The following is a 19,861-nucleotide window of genomic DNA, read 5'->3' on the forward strand; positions in this document are numbered from 1 at the left end:
GTCCGGTCCCGGCGTTCGGGTCCGTTCGGACCTGTTCGCGGTCGCCCGACCCGTCCCGTGGTTGTCCGGCCGCGTCCCGCCACCGCCCGAGCGGATGTCCCGGGGACTCGGGACATCCGCGCCTTGAGTCCGGGACGGCGCCGCCTGAAAAGTGACGTCGTCCAACACGGAGATGAGGGGGATGGAGCACATGAAACGAACGCGAACGGAAGTCGGCGCCGGCCGTGGGGGCGGGATGCGCAGAGGGTTGCTGCACGGGTTGGCGACGGTGCTCGTGGCGGCCGGTGTCCTGGCCGTCGCCGCCGGACCGGCCGCGGCCGAGCCGTACTGCGACCGACCGAACCCGCCGCCGGCCTGCGGCGACCCGGGGGATCCGCCGCCGGAGCCGACCACACCGCTGCTCTCCGTCGAGGCTGTGCGGCAGACCCCGTCCTTCGACGGCGTGCGGGTCTCGGGTTGGGCGGCCGACGAGGATGCGCCGACGACGCCGCTGACCGTGAACATCACCATGGACGGGGTGCTCCGCCGGTCGCTGACGGCCAACCTGCCCTGGAGCGGCATCCCCGCCGGGTACGGGCCGTCACACGGCTTCGACGTGGTGCTCCCGACGACGGCCGCGCAACCCAGGATCTGCGTGACCGCGGTCAACGTCGGCGCCGGGATCAACAAGACGATCTGCCGGACGGCCGACCACATCGTCGACTTCGAGGCGAACGACATCCGATACGACACCGGGAACGCGGTCATCACGGGTTCGTCGCTGGACCAGCTCGACTTCCTGTCGATCCGCAACGACTCGACGGTGCAGCAGTCGACCGAGATCAGCGGCAGCAAGACGAAGTCGGAGACCATCGGCTGGTCGAGCACCTACGGTGCCAAGGTCACGCTGAAGACGACGTTCAAGACCGGTGTCCCGATCCTGTTCGAGGGCAAGGTCGAGGTCACCGTCGAGGGCTCTTACAGCTACACGCACAACGGCTCGACGCAGCGGTCCCAGACCTTCGGTTGGCGACAGCCGGTGATCGTACCGCCGCGATCCATCATCGAGGCGTCGGTGGCGGTCACCACCGGCAGGATCAGGGTGCCGTACCAGCTGACCGGTGACCATGTCTACAACAGCGGCGCACGGGTCGCGGGCACGGTCGACGGGCTGTTCACCGGTGGCAACAGTGAGCGCCTGGAGGTCAAGCTGAAGCAGTTCAACCTGGACGGCACACCCGCGCTCGCACCCGCCCCGCAGCCGAGGGCCGCGATGCTCAGGGTCGCGTAGGAAAACCGCCGACCGTCACCACCGTGCCGCCGGGGAGGCCGACCGCCTCCCCGGCAGCGCCGTTCCCAGGCGGGCCAGCGGGGACAGCGCCATCAGTACGGGGGACAGCATCATGCCGGCGGCAGTGACCAGCAGCGCCGTACGTATTCCCCAGTGTTCCGCGAGAAGGCCGCCGAGCAGCGAGCCGAGTGGCGTCAGGCCCATGCCCGCGAACGTGATCGTGGCGGCGACCCGGCCCTGCATCGGGTCCGGGGTGACGGCCTGCCGGACGGCCATGATCGAGACGTTGACCAGTTGGCCGAAGACCCCGAACACCAGGTTGATCGTGACCAGTGCGGCGATGGTGCCCACGGAGGTGCCGTGCAGAGCGGGCACCCACAGCATCACACCGTCACCGATGACCGCCGCTCCGACGAGTACCGGACCGTAGCCGAGGCGGCTCGGGAGGCGGGCGGCGAGCAGGGAACCGACGAGCGCGCCCGGCCCCGTGGCGGCGAGGACCAGGCCGATGGCGGTGCCGGACAGGTGCAGTTCCCGTGGCAGGAAGAGCAGGTACGTGGTCATCACGGCCGCGAACGACAGCTGGAACGCGGCCGACGCGAGGCACACCGTACGCAGCAGGGTGTCGCGTACGACGAAGCGCAGTCCCTCGTGGATCCGCCGCCAGACACGCTGCGGACCGCCCGGGTGCGCCGGAATCGACTCCCGATGACGGATACGGGAAATGCCCAGGAACGACACCACGAAGAACAGGGCGCTGGACGCGGCGGCGATCGGCGCCGGAAGCAGGGACATCATCGTCCCGCCGAGGGCCGGACCGCCGATCTGGGCCGCGGACCGGCTTCCCTCGATCGCGCTGTTGCCCGCCAGGAGCTGATCGCGTTTCACCAGGCGTACGAGGCAGGCCTGGTAGGCGACGTCGAAGAACACCGACAGGGCCCCGACGGTGAAGACGACCGCCAGCAGCGCCGGCAGGCCGAGACCGCCCACGAGGGCGAGCACGGCGGCTCCACCCAGCGTCAGGGCTCGGCCGAGGTCCGCCAGCACCATGACGGTACGGGTCCGCCACCTGTCGACCCACACGCCGACGAACAGCGCGAGCAGCAGTTGCGGAGTCTGCCCGACCGCGCGCAGGACGCCCAGTTGGTCCGCGCCCACGTCGAGTGTCAGTACGGCGATCAGCGGCAGGATCACCAGGCTTGCGTGCTCACCCAGTTGCGAGGCTGTCTGGCCCAGCCAGAGCCGGCGGAAGTCGGCGTTGCGCCACAGACCGGGAGCAACGGATCGATCATGAACGGTGGAGCGGCCGTACGGCACGAGGACCCCTTGGATCGCCGCGGACAGGGCGCACCGACCGCCGTACGACAGAAGACGTACCGACGGTGCGGGCGGAGGGCTCGCTGTGCCGCGCGATCAGAGGCAGCACGCGATGACAGGCCGATTACGGCCCAGGACGTCAACGCGCGCTCGGACGACCGGGCATGTCTCAGCTCCTCCTGGGGTCACTCGCCGCCCCAGACTAGCCAGAGCCGGTCCAGCCGGAAAGGCAAATAGCGCCGCCCCCCGGAGACGTGTACGCCCAGTCCGTACGCTGCCTGGACATCGCCGAACACGCACTGCGCGAGGCCGGTGCGACGTTGGCGGACGTCATCAGGACCAGGGTGATGCTCGTTGACATCGCCCGTTGGCGAGAGGCGGCCCGCGCCCATGGGGAACGATTCTCCCGGTTACGACCGGCGTGCACCTTCGTGGAGGTGTCGCGCTTCATCGACCCGGAGTGGTTGGTGGAGTTCGAGGTCGACGCCGTCGTGGGAACCGACCGGTGAGGCGTCGGGCCCGGCCGATCACTGATGGATCGACCGGGCCCGACGGTTGGAGCGGATCAGACGAGGTCGAACCGGTCGAGTTCCATGACCTTGGTCCAGGCCGCGACGAAGTCGCCCACGAACTTGTCCCGGGCGTCCTGGCTCGCGTAGACCTCCGCGAGGGCACGCAGTTGCGAGTTGGAGCCGAAGATGAGGTCGACCGCGGTGGCGGTCCACTTCACCTCATCGGTGCCCAGGTCGCGGATCTCGTACACGTGCTCGGACTCCGACGCCTTCCACCGGGTGCCCGGGGAGAGCAGGTTGGCGAAGAAGTCGTTGGTGAGCACGCCGGGCCGGTCGGTGAGAACGCCGTGCTGGGCGCCGCCGACGTTGGCCCCCAGGGAGCGCAGGCCGCCGATGAGGACGGTCATCTCGGGCGCGGTCAGGTTGAGCATGTAGGCGCGGTCGACGAGCAGCACCTCCGGCTGGGTCTTCTCGCCGGGACGCAGGTAGTTGCGGAACGCGTCCGCGCGCGGCTCCAGGACCCGGAAGGACTCGACGTCGGTCTGCTCCTGGGTGGCGTCGGTGCGGCCGGCGCGGAACGGCACGGTCACCTCGACACCGGCGTCGCGCGCCGCCTTCTCGACGGCGGCCGAGCCGGCCAGCACGATCAGGTCGGCGAGCGAGATCTTCGCGCCGCCGGCCTCGTTGAACTCCCGCTGGATGCCCTCGAGGGTGTCCAGGACCGTCGCGAGCTGCTCCGGCTGGTTCACCTCCCAGCTGCGCTGGGGCTCGAGACGGAGCCGGGCGCCGTTCGCGCCGCCGCGCTTGTCGGTGGAGCGGTAGCTCGCGGCGGAGGCCCAGGCGGTCGAGACGAGCTGGGCGGTCGTGAGGCCGGACTCCAGGACCTTCGCCTTGAGGGCGGCAACGTCGGCGTCGCCCACCAGCGCGTCGGCGACGGCCGGTACCGGGTCCTGCCACAGCTGGGGCTCGGCGACCCACGGACCCAGGAAGCGGCTGACCGGGCCCATGTCACGGTGCAGCAGCTTGTACCAGGCCTTGGCGAAGGCCAACGCGAACTCGTCGGGGTTCTCCAGGAACCGGCGCGAGATCTTCTCGTACGTCGGGTCGAAGCGCAGCGACAGGTCGGTCGTGAGCATCGTCGGCAGGTGCTTCTTCGACGGGTCGTAGGCGTCCGGGATGATCGCCTCGGCGTCCTTGGCGACCCACTGCTTGGCGCCGCCGGGGCTCGTGGCGAGCTCCCACTCGTAGCCGAAGAGGATCTCGAAGAAGCGGTTGCTCCACTGCGTCGGCCGGTCGGTCCACGTCACCTCGAGGCCGCTGGTGATCGTGTCGGCACCCTTGCCACTGGCGTGGGTGCTGAGCCAGCCCAGGCCCTGAGCCTCCAGCGGGGCCCCCTCGGGCTCCGCGGCGACGTGGCCGTCGGCGACACCGGCACCGTGGGTCTTGCCGAAGGTGTGGCCGCCGGCGATGAGGGCGACGGTCTCCTCGTCGTTCATCGCCATCCGGCCGAAGGTCTCACGGATGAAGTGCGCCGCCGCCCGGAAGTCCCCGCTGCCGCGAGGCCCCTCGGGGTTGACGTAGATGAGTCCCATCTCCGTCGCGCCGACGCCCTCCGACATCTCCGCCTCGGAGACGTAGCGCTCGTCGCCGAGCCAGGCGTCCTCCGGGCCCCAGAAGATCTCCTCGGGCTCCCACACGTCGACGCGGCCGAAGCCGAAGCCGAAGGTCTTGAACCCCATCGACTCCAGGGCGACGTTGCCGGCGAGCACGAGCAGGTCGGCCCAGGAGATCTTCTGGCCGTACTTCTGCTTCACCGGCCACAGCAGCCGGCGGGCCTTGTCGAGGTTGGCGTTGTCCGGCCAGCTGTTGAGCGGGGCGAAACGCTGACCGCCGTCGCCGGCACCGCCGCGACCGTCCTGGATCCGGTACGTGCCGGCGGCGTGCCAGCTCATCCGGATCATGAGGCCGCCGTAGTGGCCGAAGTCGGCCGGCCACCAGTCCTGCGAGGTGGTGAGCACCTCGGTGATGTCCTGCTTGAGGGCCTCGACGTCGAGCTTCTCGAATTCCTTGGCGTAGCTGAAGTTCTGTCCCAGCGGGTTGCCCTTGGACGAGTGGGCGTGCAACACCGAGAGGTCCAGCTGGTTGGGCCACCAGTCCCGGTTGGTGCGCGGGCGACCGCCGGTCTTCGGGGTCGGCGAGTCGATCGCCGGGTTCTCGCTCTCGCTGCCGGTCGCGGTCACGGAGTCGTGCGCGACCGGGCAGCCGGCCGCTGACGTCTGGTCCACGCCCTGCGCGCTGGAGGGACCATTGTCCTGGGTGTCGCTCATGTGCTTCCTTCCGAGCTGGCGGATCACTGGGCCGTGCGTTTGGTCGCGCAGTCGGGACAGGTGCCCCAATAGACGACCTCCGCCTCGTCGACCACAAAACCGTGGTCGTCCGAGGCGGTGAGACAGGGGGAGTGGCCGACGGCGCACTCGACGTCGGCGATCGCTCCGCAGGAGCGGCACACGACGTGGTGGTGGTTGTCCGCGACCCGGGACTCGTAACGGGCGGTCGCACCGGCGGGCTGGATGCGGCGTACCAGTCCGGCGTCGGTGAGGGCGCGCAGGACGTCGTATATCGCCTGGTGGGAGACAGTGGGTTGGTCCGCCCGTACCAGCGCGATCATCGTGTCTGTGTCGACGTGCGGATGGTCGCGCAGCGCTGCGAGCACCGCCAACCGGGGCCGGGTCACGCGCAACGAGGCCGCCCGCAACTGCGCCTCGAAGTCGGACGTCACCCGATCAACATAGCCCACTGATCTGGAACGGATCAAGTTTGGCTCCGGCTCGAGTCCGTACGTTCCGGTGGCGCCGCGTGGGGAAGCGGCCTCTGTGATCGGGCTCACGTCCGGTCCGCCCCGCAAAGAAAGGTCGGCGTCACCCGACCGGGTTCCGATGCAACGTTCTCGGATCTCCGAAGAAGTCTCCGGTATTAGCGTGAGTCTGCGCGCCAACGGGAGGGCAAACGGTCCCTTGGTCGAGTGGTCGCGTAACCCGATCGAGAGGATACGGACCATGCATGACCTTTCTCGTCGCGAATTGCTCAAGGCGACTGCGGCCGTCGGTGCCGGGGCGGTTGTCCTTCCGGGCATCATCGTCGGAAGCACTCCGGCCATTGCGGACGACGGCCCGGGATGGTCAACCGGTCCGGAAACCCCGTCGGCGACGCTGACCGGTCGCATCGTTCGTCCCCAGGACCCCGGGTACGCGAATGCCAGCCTCGGATGGGACGAACTCTTCGTACGTTATCCGCTGGTCATCGTCTTCGCCCAGGAGACCCGGGACGTGGTCAACGCCCTCGCGTGGGCGCGGCAGAACGACGTCGCGCTGCGGGTGCGCAGCGGCCGTCACAGCCTCGAGGGCTGGTCGAACGTCGACAACGGCATCGTGATCGACGTCAGCGAGCTGAAGTGGGCCCGGATCGACGCCGCCGCCGGAACCGCGACGGTCGGCGCCGGGCTCAACCAGTTGGAGGCGGTCACCACGCTCGGGCAGCAGGACCTCGCGGTGACGACCGGTACGGAGGGAACCGTGGGCCTGTCCGGCGCCACCCTCGGCGGTGGCTTCGGCTTTCTCACCCGCTACCTCGGCATGGCCTGTGACAACCTGATCGGGGCGGAGATTGTCGTCGCGTCGGGTGCCGACGGCGCCAGGGCGATCGAGGTGGACCTGAAGAACCACCCGGACCTGCTCTGGGCCCTGCGCGGAGCGGGAAACGGCAACTTCGGAATCGTCACGTCGCTCACCTACAGGGTGACTCCGCTCAGGAGTGTCGCCTACCTGCAGGCGACCTGGGAGGGCCTCGACGACCTGCACGGGGTCTTCGACACCTGGCAGCGGACCGCGCCGTTCGCCGACAACCGGCTCGGCACCCAGCTCGAGATCCACAAATCCCAGATCCTGCTGTTCGGGGTGCTCGCGGAGGGGTCGGAGGCGGAGGCGAGGGAACTGCTGGAACCGCTTCTCTCGATCGGCAACCCGGAGGTCACGGTGCAGATCGGGGGCTGGGGCGACACGTACGCCGGATTCCAGATCCCGACCGAGGACGAGCCCGCGAACTGGAAGTTCTTCTCCCAGTTCACCAGCGAGCCGTTCCCGGAGGAGGCGATCGGCGTGATCCGTTCGTTCATGGAGAACGCCCCCTCCGAGGACAGCAACTTCTTCACCCAGGCCTTCGGTACGGGTGCCCAGACGAGCGAGCCGCCCGGCGGCACGGCGTTCCCGCACCGCGACGCGCTCTTCTATTCCGAGCCGGGCGCCGGTTGGGGCACTCGCGGCGAGCCGGACAGCGGCGACGCCGTCACCCCGATCGCCCAGGCGTGGATCGCCGAGTTCAGCCAGGCACTGCGGCCCTACGTGAACGGCGCCTACGTCAACGTGCCGAACATCGGGATGGCGGAATGGGAAACCGCGTACTGGAAATGCAATTTCGACCGGCTGCGGAAAATCAAGGCCAGGTACGACCCCCACAACGTCTTCCAGTACGAGCAGAGCATCCCACCCGCGTCATGCTGACCCACGGTTCGTCGGTTCCGTACCCGGCCAGGTCCACTCCGCCACCCGAGGGTCGTCCTCGCCGTACCGGCGGGTGTGGTCCCGGCACCGCTGCCGGGCGTCGACCATCGCCTGGCGCAGGTGGGCGGCCCTGGCGCCGAGGCCGGGAACCCGGTCGATCACGTCGATGACGAGGTGGAAGCGGTCGAGGTCGTTGAGCATGACCATGTCGAACGGGGTGGTGGTGGTCCCCTCCTCCTTGTAACCCCGTACGTGCAGGTTGGCGTGGTTCGTACGGCGGTAGGTGAGCCGGTGGATCAGCCAGGGGTAGCCGTGATAGGCGAAGATGACCGGCTTGTTCCGGGTGAAGATGGTGTCGAACTCGGAGTCCGGCAACCCGTGCGGGTGTTCGCTCTCGGGTTGCAGCCGCATCAGGTCGACCACGTTGACCACCCGTACCTTCAGCTCGGGCAGATGCCGGCGCAGGAGATCCGTCGCGGCCAGGGTCTCCAGGGTCGGTACGTCCCCGGCGCAGGCCAGCACCACGTCGGGTTCGGTCCCCTCGTCACTGCTGGCCCAGTCCCAGATCCCGATTCCCCGTTGGCAGTGCAACACCGCCTGTTCCATGGTGAGCCAGCTCGGTCCCGGCTGTTTGCCGGCGATCACCACGTTGATGTAGTGCCGGCTGCGCAGGCAGTGGTCCATGGTGGACAGCAGGGTGTTGGCGTCCGGTGGTAGGTAGACCCGGACGACCTCTGCCTTCTTGTTCACCACGTGGTCGATGAAGCCGGGGTCCTGGTGGGAGAAGCCGTTGTGGTCCTGGCGCCAGACGTGGCTGGACAGGAGGTAGTTGAGTGAGGCGATGGGGCGTCGCCAGGGGATGTCGCGGGTGACCTTCAGCCATTTCGCGTGCTGGTTGACCATGGAGTCGACCACGTGGATGAAGGCCTCGTAGCTGGTGAAGATGCCGTGCCGTCCGGTGAGTAGGTAACCCTCCAGCCAGCCCTGGCACAGGTGCTCGGAGAGCACCTCCATGACCCGGCCGTCCGGCGAGAGGTGGTCGTCCCCGGTGTGACGGGCGGCGGTGAACGCCCGGTCGGTCACCTCGAACGCGGCGCCGAGCCGGTTCGAGGCCACCTCGTCGGGTCCGAGCAGCCGGAACCGGTCCGGGTTCGCGGTGATCACGTCACGTACCCAGGTGCCGAGCACCCGCGCCGCCTCGCTGACCGGCTGTCCGGGCCGGGTCACCGGTACGGCGTACTCGCGGAAGTCGGGCAGCACCAGGTCCCGCAGCAGCTCGCCGCCGTTGGCGTGCGGGTTCGCGCTCATCCGTCGGGTCCCGGTCGGTGCCAGCGCCCGCAGTTCCGCCACCGGCGCACCCGCGGCGTCGAACAGCTCCTCCGGCCGGTAGCCGCGCAGCCACCGCTCCAGTTGGGCCAGGCGCTCCGGGTTCTCCCGGGTCCCCGACAGCGGCACCTGGTGGGCCCGGAAGGTCCCCTCGACCGCGACCCCGTCGACCTCCCGCGGACCGGTCCAGCCCTTCGGCGTACGCAGGACGATCATCGGCCAGCGCGGACGGTCGCCGTCGCCGGTGGTACGGGCGTGCGCCTGGATCGCCTGGATCTCGTCGAGCGCACGGTCCATCGCCGCCGCGAGCAGTTGGTGCACCCGTACCGGATCGTCGCCGGTCACGACGTGCGGCTCGTAGCCGAACCCGCGCATCATCGACACGAGATCGCTCTCGGGGATCCGGTCGAGCACCGTCGGGTTCGCGATCTTCCAGCCGTTGAGGTGCAGGATCGGCAGCACCGCCCCGTCCCGGGCCGGGTTGAGGAAGACGTTAGACAGCCAGCTCGCGGCGAGCGGACCGGTCTCGGCCTCACCGTCACCGACGACGCAGAAGACCACCAGGTCGGGGTTGTCGAAGGCGGCGCCGTACGCGTGCATCAGCGAGTAACCCAGCTCGCCGCCCTCGTGGATCGACCCGGGGACCTCCGGTGCGACGTGGCTGGGGATGCCGCCGGGGAACGAGAACTGGCGGAACAACCGGGCCATGCCGGCCTCGTCGCGGCTCACCGAGGGATACCGCTCGCTGTACGTTCCCTCCAGCCAGGTGTTCGCCACCAGCGCCGGTCCGCCGTGACCCGGTCCGGTGACGTAGATGGCGTCCAGGTCCCGGTTGACGATCTGCCGGTTGGCGTGCGCGTAGATCAGGCTCAGTCCGGGGCTGGTGCCCCAGTGACCGAGCAACCGTGGCTTGATGTGCTCGGCCCGCAGCGGCTCGCGCAGCAGCGGGTTGTCCATCAGGTAGATCTGCCCCACCGTCAGGTAGTTCGCCGCCCGCCAGTACGCGTCCAGCAGGCGCAGTTCGTCTTCGGTCAGCGGACCCCGTACCGCCGGTTCGGTCAAGGTGCTCATGCTGGCACGTCTCCCATCATGCGATGCCGCGGACCGATCGGCGACACGGTGTCGTCGTAGTCGTAACCCAGCTCGTTGGCCAGCTCGACCACCCCGCTGACCTGGGCGGCGAGCTGTCCGGCGATGTCCACGGAGGTACGGCGGTCCAACTGGCCCACCATCCGTACGACACCGTCGTCCACCGTCACGCGTACCACCCCCTCCCGTACGGCGAGGACCCGTTGCAGGACCTCCCGTACGACGTCGCGCCGGATGTCGGCGTCCGGGCGCAGGTGCACCCGCAACAGGTCGCCCCGGGTCACGATGCCGACCAACCGGCCCAGGTCGTCGACCACCGGGAGCCGCTTGACGTGCTCGCGGTCCATCAGCTTCGCCGCCGCGGCCACCGGTGTCCGGGCGTACGTGGTGATCGCGGGTGCCGTCATCAGCTCGGTGGCGACGGCACCGTCGGCCTTCACCCGGGCGTCACGGCGTCGGCGGCTCTCGAACAGCCGCCGCTCGTGCGGTTCGCCGACCAGCTCGACCTTGTGGAGCAGGTCGGCCTGCGAGACCACCCCGACCACCCGGTCGAAGTCGTCCACCACCGGCACGGCACTGACGTGCCGGCCGGTCACCACGTCGATGATCTCCCGGTACGGGGTCTGCGCCCCGACCGTCGCGACGTCCGTCGTCATCACGTCGCCCACCTGCCATGCCCTCATCGTGGATCTCCTTCCTGCGCTCACCGTACGAGCGCAGGGGCCCACGCCATCAGGGCCGAAGGACCGGTGCGGTAGGGACCTGAGGCACGACGCGTCCCGCGGTCGACCACTTCTCCTCGGCCCGGTTCACCGCTCATGCGGCGACTGCCGGGTGCCGGGCGCGATCACCTCCGGGTCAACACCACCTTGAGGGCGCCACTTTGTCCCGGCCGGGAGAACTCGTCGTACGCGTGCATGATCTCGTCCAGCGCGAACCGGTGGGTGACCAGGCCGCCGACGTCGAACTGCCCGCCGGCGAGCATCCCGAGCAGCACCGGGATGGTGTTGGTGTCGACCAGCCCGGTGGTGATGGTGACATCGCGCGCCCAGAGTTGTTCCAGGTGCAGGGTGGCCGGCGCGCCGTGCACGCCGATGTTGGCGACCCGGCCCACCGGCCGTACCAGGGTGGTGCAGAGTTCGAACGCCTCGGGCACCCCGACCGCCTCCATGACCACGTCGGCGCCGAGTCCGCCGGTCACGGACCGCACCACCTCATGCGGATCCTCGTCGGGGGCCACCGTGATGTCCGCACCGAACTGCCGGGCGGCCCGCAGTCGGCCTTCGGCCTTGTCGACGGCGATGATGTGCGCGGGGGAGTAGAGGCGGGCGGTCAGGATGGCGGCGAGCCCGATCGGGCCCATTCCCACGATCACCACGGTGTCGCCCGGCCGGACCTGCCCGTTGAGCACGCCGACCTCGTACGCGGTCGGCAGGATGTCCGCGAGCAGGACGGCAGCCTCGTCGGTGACGGTCTCCGGCAGCGGGTACGTGGACAGGTCGGCGAACGGGATTCGGGCGTACTCCGCCTGTACGCCGTCGACGAGGTGGCCCAGCAGCCAGCCGCCCCCGCCGGTGCACTGGCCGTAGCTGCCGGAGCGGCAGTAGCGGCAGCGGCCGCAGGCGGAGATGCACGAGGCGAGTACCCGGTCGCCGGGACGTACCGTGGTGACGGCGGCGCCGACCTCCATCACCGTGCCCACCGCCTCGTGACCGAGGATCCGCCCTGGCCCTACCTCCGGGACGTCGCCACCGAGGATGTGCAGGTCGGTCCCGCAGATGGTGACCGTGTCGACCCGGATGACCGCGTCGGTGGGTTCGGCGACCTGTGGGTCGGGGGCCGACGTCCACTCGTGCTTTCCCGGGCCGCCGTACCTGAGCGCCTTCATGTGTGCCTCCCTCGGCCCCGCTGCTGTTGGCGGTCAGGTGAGGGTGAAGTTGACCGTCGAGGTCTGCCCGACCGTCACCGTGGCCGGCTGCGGTGCCGACCGGCCCCTGACCGAGGTGCCCCCGGTCCGGATGTGGAACTCGTAACGGCCCGGCTCCAGGCTCCACTGGAAGACGCCCTTGGCGTCGGTGGTGACGACCAGTTCGGGGACTGGTTTAGCCGGATTGTCCGCCGATCTCACCTCGACTCCCACGCCGGGCACGGGTGCGCCGTCGGGGCGGATGACGGTGCCGGTGACCATGCCCCGGTCGGCCGCCCGGCTGGGATCGGCCGGTGGATGGGTCGCGGAGACCGGGGCGTCGCCGCCGGGTCCACCGGGCAGGCCGGGGGAGGTGGACGAGGGCTGGCCGCAGGCCGGCAGCACGCCGACGGCGACGGCGACGAGCATCGAGACGAGTACGCGACCACGGATTGTCCGCATTACTGGCTCCTTGTGACGATCTGGGCAATCTGGTGTTCACCCGGTTGCCCCCAACTTCGTCATCAATACCGACAGTAAGGCAATGGACACGGTCCGACGTGAGAACGGGCGGGCCGATCGCGCGGCGATCCGGCCTATCGAGCTTGCCGACGGGTTCTGGCGTGCGCTACTGCTTCAGATCCGTCGATGACGAGCGGTCAGGGGCACCCTTGCCCTCCTGCTCGGACGACAGCGCGAGGAGGACAACCAGGTGTTGCCGTTCAGGACGTTGGTGACGGCGCGTAGTGGTCGGCAAGGTTGGTGGCGAGGGCGCGGAGGTGAGCCCTGGCTTCGGCGGGGCCGTGCACCGTGATGGCGTTCCCGAACGGCAGCAATGCTCGCACGTCCTCCAGCTGCAGGAAGCGAATTGTCACCTTGTAGCCGGTGGCGGATTCTTCATCGTCGTCCCGGACGAGTCGTAGGCCGAAAATCCGTTGCGCTCGCTCGATCTGGGTCTGGTCGATGGTGGCGCTGACCTCTATCGCGTGGTTGTGTGCCCACTGATCAATGAGCGCTGCAGCGACGGTGACCAGGGTTTGGTTCTCGCGGAGCCGTCGTGGCTGGTCGACTTCTTTCCACGTGGTGATCCGTTCGAGTCGGTACATCCGTGGCACTCGGGCACAGTCGGCAACGAGGTACCAGATGCCGGCCTTGGCGAGCAGCCCGTAGGGATCCACGACCAGGTCGCGTGGGCACGACTCGCGTGGGCTGTCGTACCCAATCCGTAGCTGGCGACCTCGCCGCACCGCGCCGATCAGCGAAGCCGGAGTCGGGCCGGAAGCTCGTGTCCGGTGCCAGGGACGGCTGTCCACGTGCACGACGTCGGTGAGCGGCAGGAGCTCATCAACTCGACGTGACTGTGTCGCGGCGAGCTTGGCGAGCGCGCGTCGGCTTTCGGCCGACGCGTCGAGCTCCGCGCGTTGCCGCTCATCCAGCCCGATGAGCGAGAGATGATCACGCTCGCCGGGCGTGAGTCGCGTGAGGTCGAGCCCGGACCCGGGCAGCATGGTCACGCCGCCGAGGCGGCCCCGGTGTGCGGTCACCGGCAGACCGGCGTCGCGGAGCCAGTTCAGGTCCCGGGTGATGGTTCGGAGGGAAACCCCGAGCGCCGAGGCAAGTTCCTGGGTGGTCGCGCCATCCCTCGATTCGAGCAGCAGCATGAGGGCGAAGAAGCGGTCCGGGGTCACCGACCAAGTTTCTCAACAAATTGCGACATGATGCGGCGCATATTCCGGCCAGGCTGGTGGATGCGTACCTACGACCAGCGAGAAGGAACAACCATGACCACATCTGTCGTGTCCATCGTCTACGTGAACGACGCGCCCGCCGCAGCTCGTTTCTACGGCGACCTCCTCGGCATCAGCCCTTCGTTGGAGACTTCGGGATACATCACCTTCGACCTCGGGCCAGGCGCTGAGCTCGCTGTGTGGTCCGGCCAGTTCGAGGATCTGTCGCCGAACGTCCCGCGTACCAGTGAGGTTTGCCTGGCCATCGGCGGTGGACGACCCGACGAGATCAACGCGATCTTCAAGGAGTGGCAGTCCAAGGGCGTCACGATCCTGCACGAGCCTCACGATGCGGGGTTCGGGCCGACCTTCCTCGCCGCCGATCCTGACGGGAACCGCATCCGGGTCGCACCGAAGGACTGAGAGGCCACAATCCGGCAGGCGCGCACATCAGGTGTCGGTCCGTCAGAACCAGGCATGACTGAGGCAACCACGGGCTGGCCGCTGATCGACAGCCCCGACCAGCTCACCGGGATGCTGGCGGACCGGCACTACCTGGCGGGCGAAGGGCTGGCCGCGGCGGCCTTCCTGGCGCTGCGGATGGGGCGGCCCCTGTTCCTCGAGGGCGACCCCGGTGTCGGGAAGACGGACTTCGCCCGCAAGATCGCCGAGGCGCTCGACGCCCGGTGCATCCGCCTCCAGTGCCACGCCGGCCTCGACGTCTCACAGGCCCTCTACGACTGGAACTTCCCGCGGCAGATCCTCGCGCTGCGGGTGGCCGGCGAGGCGCAACCCGGAACCGGCGACCGCGCGGAGCAGTTGCGAGGGCTGTACACCGAGGAGTTCCTCCAGCGCAGGCCGATCCTGCAGGCGCTCGAGGGCGGGCGCACCGTACTGCTGATCGACGAGATCGACCGGGCCGACGACGAGTTCGAGGCGCTGCTGCTGCAGGTGCTGGAGGACTACACCGTCGGCATTCCCGAACTCGACGACGTACGGGCGCCGTTCCCGCCGCTGGTGATCCTCACCTCGAACCGGACCCGCGAGGTGCACGACGCGCTCAAACGTCGCTGCCTCTACCACTGGATCGCGCACCCGGAGCCGGAGCTGGAGGAGCGGATCCTGCGAGAGCGGGTCCCGAAGCTGGAGCAGGTACTCGCCCGGCAGATCGCGACCGGCATGCAGCGGGTACGGTCCGCCAAGAACGTCACCAAGCCACCCGGGGTGGCCGAATCCATCGACTTCGCCGCCGCGCTGACCACGTACGGCGCCGCCGCGCTCACCCCGGCGACAGTGGACGCCGCGGTGAGCACGGTGGTCAAACACCACGAGGATCTCGAGGTGGTACGCCAGTTGTTGCTGGTGCCGCACCAGCGGGAGGCGGCGTGAGGGACCTCCTCGCGTTCGTCGCCGAGTTGCGGGCGGCAGGGCTGGCGGTCGGCACGGACCGGATCGTCCTCGCCGCGCAGGCACTGGCGAGCCTGCCCGGTGACCCGTACCGGTCGCTGCGGGTCACCCTCTGCACCCACGCCGGAGACCTGTCGATCTTCGACGCGGTGTGGGCGTCACGGTCCGCCGCCGAGGTCGACCCGGACGGGGTGGCGGTCGGGTCGGTCGAACCCGGCGCAGACACCGCACCCGCCGGCGCCGAGACCGAGCCGGCCCCCGCCGGGCAGGTGCCCGACGCGGGCAATCTCGACGACCTGACCCGGCGCGACGTCCGCCGCCTGACCCCCGCCGAACGCGACGAGATCCAGCGGCTCATCGCGGTGCTGGCACCGGCCGCGCCCCACCGGCCCGCGATGCGCCGGGTGCCGGCCAGAACCGGTCGGATCGACGCGCCCGCCATGGTGCGGCTGATGCTGCGCAGCGGCGGCGAACCGAGCCGCATCCCGCGCGGTCGCCGGGCCCGGCGGCCACGACGGCTGCTCCTGCTCATCGACGTCAGCGGCTCCATGCGGGCGTACGGCGACGTGATGCTGCGCTTCGCCCACGCCGCCGTCGCGGTCCGACCGGCCACCACCGAGGTCTTCACGGTCGGCACCCGGTGGACCAGGCTCACGGCCGAGCTGCGGATCCGTGACGCGGACGCGGCGATGCGGGCGGTCGCCGAGGTGGAGACCGACTGGGGACGCGGCACCCGGCTCGGACCGGCGCTGCGGGATTTCCTGCGGGGATGGGGCGGCCGAACCGCGGTGCGTTCGGCGGTCGTCGTGGTCAGCTCCGACGGGGCGGAGTACGGCAACATGGCCGTCCTGCCCCAGCAGGTGGCCCGGCTGGCGCGACTCGGTCACGTCGTCGTATGGGTGAACCCGGCCCTCGGCGCAACCGGCTACCGGACGGTCAACCCCGCGCTCGTCAACAGCCTGCGGCACGTCACGGCGCACGTGCCCGGGCACAGCTTCGACGCCCTGAGCGACCTTGCGGAGGTGATCGCGCGATGACCGACGACCTGGCGGCCTCGGTGCGGCGTGCCCTGGCCCGCGACGACCTGCTGATGCTGGCCGCGGACGCGGACCAGGCGGTCGGCATCGTGCGCCAGCGGGAGGCGCTGTCGAAGCTCACCAGGGACGAGAAGAGTCTCTTCTCGATCGCCCTCGAGCACTACCTGACCATCGCGGGGAGCGACGAGGGCTGGGCGACGAAGGCCCGGGCCTGGAAGCACGCCGGGGTGATCGTCCGCTTCTGCAGGCTGGTCGGTATCCCCGTGCAGATGCCGGAAGGCACGTCGTACACGACCGGGGAGATGCACGCCGGGTCGTTGCGCGAGCTGGGTGACGTACGGGCGGACGGCTACCCGGACCAGCCGGTGCGCGACCTCACCCTGCACGCGTTCCACCGTCACGAGATGGCTCGCGACCTGCGTCTCACCGGCCGGTTCGACGAGGCCCTGGGCCTGGCGCAGGTGAGCCCGGACGCGTTGAACGCGGCAGGGGCGGATCCTCACATGGCGCACCTGATGTACGAGACCGGCGCGGTCTACATCCTGCGCGGGCAGGCTGCCCAGGTCGAGGACGTCATGGCGGAGATGGCGTCGTTCTGGTCGAGCCGGGAGGGTGTCCCGACGCGGTACCGGGCGGACCTCGTCGGCGCGGTGGCGTACTGGGCGACCGGCGACGCACGGGCGGAGGCCGGCCTCAGGTCCGCACTGAACCGGGTGCGAGCAATGCAGGACGCGGAGCAGGGTATCGGCGACCTGTCGGTCACGCTCGCCATGGCGGAGTACCTCGCGGAGCGCGACGGATCGGACGAGGACCGTGCCGAAGCGGTGGAGCTCGGGCGGCACGCGTTGCGGATCGCCGACGATGTCCGGGGCAGGTGGCGGGTGATCGCCCGGTCCCGGGCCCCGCTGGCCGTCGTCTTCCAGCGCGTCTACGGCGACATCGCCCTGCTCGCGGCACGGCTGGGTCCGGAGGCGGCCGAGCTGGGGCTGCGGGTCGCACTGTCGGCGAAGCAGACCGGGTTCGCCGCCCGGATCCGGACCGGACGCGCGCTGATGAGCCCCCGGGTCGAGGGCATCATCAACGACATCGTCGACGCGGAGGACGGACCGCGTCTCGGCATCGACGGTACGACCGGCAAGTCGCTCGACACACTGCGCTTCGAGCTGGAGCAGGCGGTGTCACCGATGCTCGCCGACACCGTCCTGCCGCCGCCGGCCGACCTCGGCACGCTGACCAGGGTGATCGGCGACCGGTACGCGCTGGACTACCTGGAGCTGACCGACAGTCTCGCCGAGGCGCCGAACCTGTTCCGGACCCTCATCCGGCCGGGCGGGCGGATCGCCTTCGAGCGGTTCGAGCCCGACCCGTTCCACGCCGCCTTCTTCCACCACGCCCGCCGGTACAGGAACCTGGCGATGCTGCTCAACCGCGTACTCGACCACGAGGCCGACCTCGACCGCGACCTGACGTCCACGGCGACGGCACAGGGCGCCGCACTCGACCTCGCCGAGTTCGACTGGGGAGTGCTCGCCCGCAGCGTCCTGCCCGGGTCGCTGCTGGCGGACCTCGCTGCGGACGGGCCGCCGATCAAGCTGCTGATCTCGGCGCACTCCTGGCTCAGCCTGGTCCCCTGGCCGGCGCTCGACGTGTGCCCCGACGACCGCCGGGTGCGGCTCGTCGAGCGGGCGGTCATCACCCAGACCCCGGCGTTCACGTGCCTGCAGCACCCGGCGCCGCCACTGGTCACCGGAGAGGCGCTGATCCGGCTCGTGGGCCGGGACGAGGAGGGCGTCGACGTCCGCGCCGAACGGCTCGCGTGGGGGCTGCCCGGCAGCACCGACGGGGTACGGCTCAGCGAGTGCACCATCGAGTCCGAACGGGAACCGGTGCGCCGGGACGGCCGTCTTGCCGACGCCCTGCGCGACCAGGGCCGGTGGGGGTTCGTACACATCGCCTCGCACGGCGCCGGTGAGGGGCTGGCGCAGTACCTCAACATCCCGGGCGAGTCGCTGTCCTTCGGGCGCGCGCTCGGCCTCAAGTGGCCCGGCTCGGTGCTCATGGCCTCGTGCCACGTCGGGCAGGTCATCAACGTCACCGAGGCGGAGCCGATCACCCTGGTCATGGCATTGCTCAACGGCGGGGCCCGCTGCGTCGTCGCCGGCATCGACTCGGTCCACGACGAGGGAACCGGCAGGGCGGCGAGCCACATCGTACGCGCGATCCGGGAGCGACCGGTGTCGCTCGACTTCGCGTTGCACGACGCCCAACTCGCCGCCGTCAAGAACGGTGCGCCGGAGCCGGAATGGGCCCTACTCGGTGCCTATACGCAGTGACGGCCCGACTTCGGCCACGCGCAGTGCGGCCTCGACCCGGGGCTGCCGGCCGCTCTGGTTGGCGTAGCGGCCGAGCCGGTACCACCGGCGCCGCCACGCGTAGTAGGCCGGGCCGTCGCCGGTCAGCGACCGGAGCGCGACCACGGACCGGTTGAACAGCGGAAACGTGGCGGCGGCGATGATGTTGCCGTGGTTGGGACCGCCGCCGCTCGCCTCGGTCGACAGCCAGGTCGACAGGCCGGTCACCGCCTCGTCGTCGAGCGGGTCCGGCTTGAGACAGGCATCGAACGGGTCCGGTGAGGGCAGCGAGTGGCCGGGGACGAGCAGCGCCAGGTTGAGCCGCAGTTGCACGAGCGCCCGCTTGTGGTCGTGCTTCATCGGCATCGGTTCGTCGTCGGCGTTGCGTACCGGCTCCTGGATCGCGTCGTACGCGCGGGTGAACTGCTCGATCAGCAGGGCGCGTTCCTGCTTCCAGGTGGCGGTCCCGGTCGGGGTGCGCCCCAGGTGCTCCATCGCCGGGGACAGCGCCAGGGCGAGCAGCGCCGCGCGGGCCGTCATGATGCCGGGGTTGCGGTACCCGGTCACCAACGCCAGGCGCTTGGCGGTGACGACGTGCACGAGGGTGTGGGTGTCCTTGATGCGCCGCGCGGTGTCCAGGGCGCGCCGGCCGATCTCGACCGCCTCGGACAGGTCGCGGTACATGCGCTGGACCCACCGTTCCTCGCTGTCGGTGTCCGCGCCGGGGAACTGCTCGCTCCAGAGACAGATGATCCGCTCCGCCGTACGGCACGCGGTGCCGGTCTCGGCCAGTGCCAGCTGCAACAGCACCTCGTCGAGGGCCAGGAGGAAGTCCTCGCGGTCGGCCCTGCCGAGGTGCGAGTCGTAGTAGCTGCGGTACCTGGCCCGCGCCTCCTGGTGCACGATGTACGCGGCGTCGTAGCCCGCCTCGGTGTCCCGTTTCGACTCCGCCAGGGCCTGCGCCCGGATGGCGCCGAGGGCCCGCGGGGCGAACTCGGGCCACACCAGGTTGCGGGCGGCGTCCGCCAGCCGCCTGATGTGGCCGTAGGACCGGGCGCTCTGCTCCCGTTCCTCCTCGTCCATCGCCTCGAACGCCGCCTGGACCTGCTGTACGGCGTTCCACGACGCCTCGTAGACCAGCCATCCCATCAGGGGCAGCAGTTCCCGCAGCGGAGCCGGTGGCTCCTCGGGCACCGGCTCGACCAGGAAGGTGGCCTTGTACTGGGCGATGTCCTGCTCGATCGAGGTCACGACGTCGTTGTCGACTTCGAGGTCACGGTGGCGGAAGTCCTCGCACAGCTCCAGCAGCCGCCGAGTGTCCATCATGGTGTGGATCCTTCCGTGTCGTCGGTCCGGAGGAAGC

The 19,861-nt window shown here is 69.9% G+C and carries 16 protein-coding genes; 7 read left to right on the forward strand and 9 right to left on the reverse strand.

The annotated features are described in order from the left end of the window. The first annotated feature begins 235 nt into the window (after positions 1–235). The gene (locus tag OIE47_RS27840) at positions 236–1,270 is read left to right on the forward strand and encodes an ETX/MTX2 family pore-forming toxin (RefSeq protein WP_326557468.1); all 1,035 of its coding nucleotides are present in this window, start codon (positions 236–238) and stop codon (positions 1,268–1,270) included. A gap of 15 nt (positions 1,271–1,285) precedes the next feature. Here OIE47_RS27840 and OIE47_RS27845 read toward each other — a convergent pair whose 3' ends face one another. After that, positions 1,286–2,587: an MFS transporter gene (locus tag OIE47_RS27845; protein WP_326557469.1), complete on the reverse strand. Its 1,302-nt coding sequence runs from the start codon at positions 2,585–2,587 to the stop codon at positions 1,286–1,288. Positions 2,588–2,820: 233 nt separating this feature from the next. Here OIE47_RS27845 and OIE47_RS27850 point away from each other — a divergent pair, with 233 nt between their 5' ends. Next, on the forward strand, positions 2,821–3,096 hold the full coding sequence (locus OIE47_RS27850; RefSeq protein WP_326563267.1) for a Rid family hydrolase: 276 nt from the start codon (positions 2,821–2,823) through the stop codon (positions 3,094–3,096). Positions 3,097–3,152: 56 nt separating this feature from the next. Here OIE47_RS27850 and katG read toward each other — a convergent pair whose 3' ends face one another. Together katG and OIE47_RS27860 are read right to left on the reverse strand one after the other, a co-directional pair. Continuing rightward, a complete protein-coding gene (gene katG / locus OIE47_RS27855; RefSeq protein WP_326557470.1) occupies positions 3,153–5,426 on the reverse strand; it encodes a catalase/peroxidase HPI in 2,274 nt (757 codons plus the stop codon). A gap of 23 nt (positions 5,427–5,449) precedes the next feature. Then, entirely contained in the window at positions 5,450–5,878 is a 429-nt protein-coding gene (locus OIE47_RS27860; protein WP_326557471.1) for a Fur family transcriptional regulator, read from the reverse strand. 277 nt (positions 5,879–6,155) lie between these two features. Here OIE47_RS27860 and OIE47_RS27865 point away from each other — a divergent pair, with 277 nt between their 5' ends. Further along, positions 6,156–7,655, forward strand: coding sequence for an FAD-binding oxidoreductase (locus OIE47_RS27865; RefSeq protein WP_326557472.1), 1,500 nt, complete (start codon positions 6,156–6,158; stop codon positions 7,653–7,655). Here OIE47_RS27865 and OIE47_RS27870 read toward each other — a convergent pair. From OIE47_RS27870 to OIE47_RS27890, 5 genes are all read right to left on the reverse strand, one after another. Beyond that, positions 7,647–10,052, reverse strand: coding sequence for a phosphoketolase family protein (locus tag OIE47_RS27870; protein ID WP_326557473.1), 2,406 nt, complete (start codon positions 10,050–10,052; stop codon positions 7,647–7,649). The two genes, OIE47_RS27865 and OIE47_RS27870, sit on opposite strands and share 9 nt — an antisense overlap. Beyond that, positions 10,049–10,753: a CBS domain-containing protein gene (locus tag OIE47_RS27875; protein WP_326557474.1), complete on the reverse strand. Its 705-nt coding sequence runs from the start codon at positions 10,751–10,753 to the stop codon at positions 10,049–10,051. The genes OIE47_RS27870 and OIE47_RS27875 overlap by 4 nt, the downstream gene beginning before the upstream one ends. A gap of 164 nt (positions 10,754–10,917) precedes the next feature. Continuing rightward, positions 10,918–11,958: an alcohol dehydrogenase catalytic domain-containing protein gene (locus OIE47_RS27880; RefSeq protein WP_326557475.1), complete on the reverse strand. Its 1,041-nt coding sequence runs from the start codon at positions 11,956–11,958 to the stop codon at positions 10,918–10,920. A gap of 33 nt (positions 11,959–11,991) precedes the next feature. Next, a complete protein-coding gene (locus tag OIE47_RS27885; protein WP_326557476.1) occupies positions 11,992–12,438 on the reverse strand; it encodes a carboxypeptidase-like regulatory domain-containing protein in 447 nt (148 codons plus the stop codon). 260 nt (positions 12,439–12,698) lie between these two features. After that, the gene (locus tag OIE47_RS27890; RefSeq protein ID WP_326557477.1) at positions 12,699–13,664 is read right to left on the reverse strand and encodes a helix-turn-helix transcriptional regulator; all 966 of its coding nucleotides are present in this window, start codon (positions 13,662–13,664) and stop codon (positions 12,699–12,701) included. 108 nt (positions 13,665–13,772) lie between these two features. Here OIE47_RS27890 and OIE47_RS27895 point away from each other — a divergent pair, with 108 nt between their 5' ends. The 4 genes from OIE47_RS27895 to OIE47_RS27910 are packed head-to-tail and all read left to right on the forward strand — an operon-like array spanning position 13,773 to position 18,480. After that, positions 13,773–14,126, forward strand: coding sequence for a VOC family protein (locus tag OIE47_RS27895; RefSeq protein ID WP_326557478.1), 354 nt, complete (start codon positions 13,773–13,775; stop codon positions 14,124–14,126). 54 nt (positions 14,127–14,180) lie between these two features. Next, positions 14,181–15,092: an AAA family ATPase gene (locus OIE47_RS27900; protein WP_326557479.1), complete on the forward strand. Its 912-nt coding sequence runs from the start codon at positions 14,181–14,183 to the stop codon at positions 15,090–15,092. After that, on the forward strand, positions 15,089–16,147 hold the full coding sequence (locus OIE47_RS27905) for a VWA domain-containing protein (protein ID WP_326557480.1): 1,059 nt from the start codon (positions 15,089–15,091) through the stop codon (positions 16,145–16,147). The genes OIE47_RS27900 and OIE47_RS27905 overlap by 4 nt, the downstream gene beginning before the upstream one ends. Further along, positions 16,144–18,480 carry a CHAT domain-containing protein gene (locus OIE47_RS27910; RefSeq protein ID WP_326557481.1) on the forward strand — a complete coding sequence of 779 codons (2,337 nt, stop codon included), beginning with the start codon at positions 16,144–16,146 and terminating at the stop codon, positions 18,478–18,480. Before OIE47_RS27905 ends, OIE47_RS27910 begins: the two co-directional genes overlap by 4 nt. Here the strand turns inward: OIE47_RS27910 and OIE47_RS27915 are convergent. Further along, positions 18,457–19,824, reverse strand: coding sequence for a hypothetical protein (locus OIE47_RS27915; protein ID WP_326557482.1), 1,368 nt, complete (start codon positions 19,822–19,824; stop codon positions 18,457–18,459). The genes OIE47_RS27910 and OIE47_RS27915 overlap by 24 nt on opposite strands. Positions 19,825–19,861 lie beyond the last annotated feature (37 nt).

Origin of the sequence: Micromonospora sp. NBC_01796, assembly GCF_035917455.1 — a bacterium.
Lineage (GTDB): Bacteria > Actinomycetota > Actinomycetes > Mycobacteriales > Micromonosporaceae > Micromonospora_G.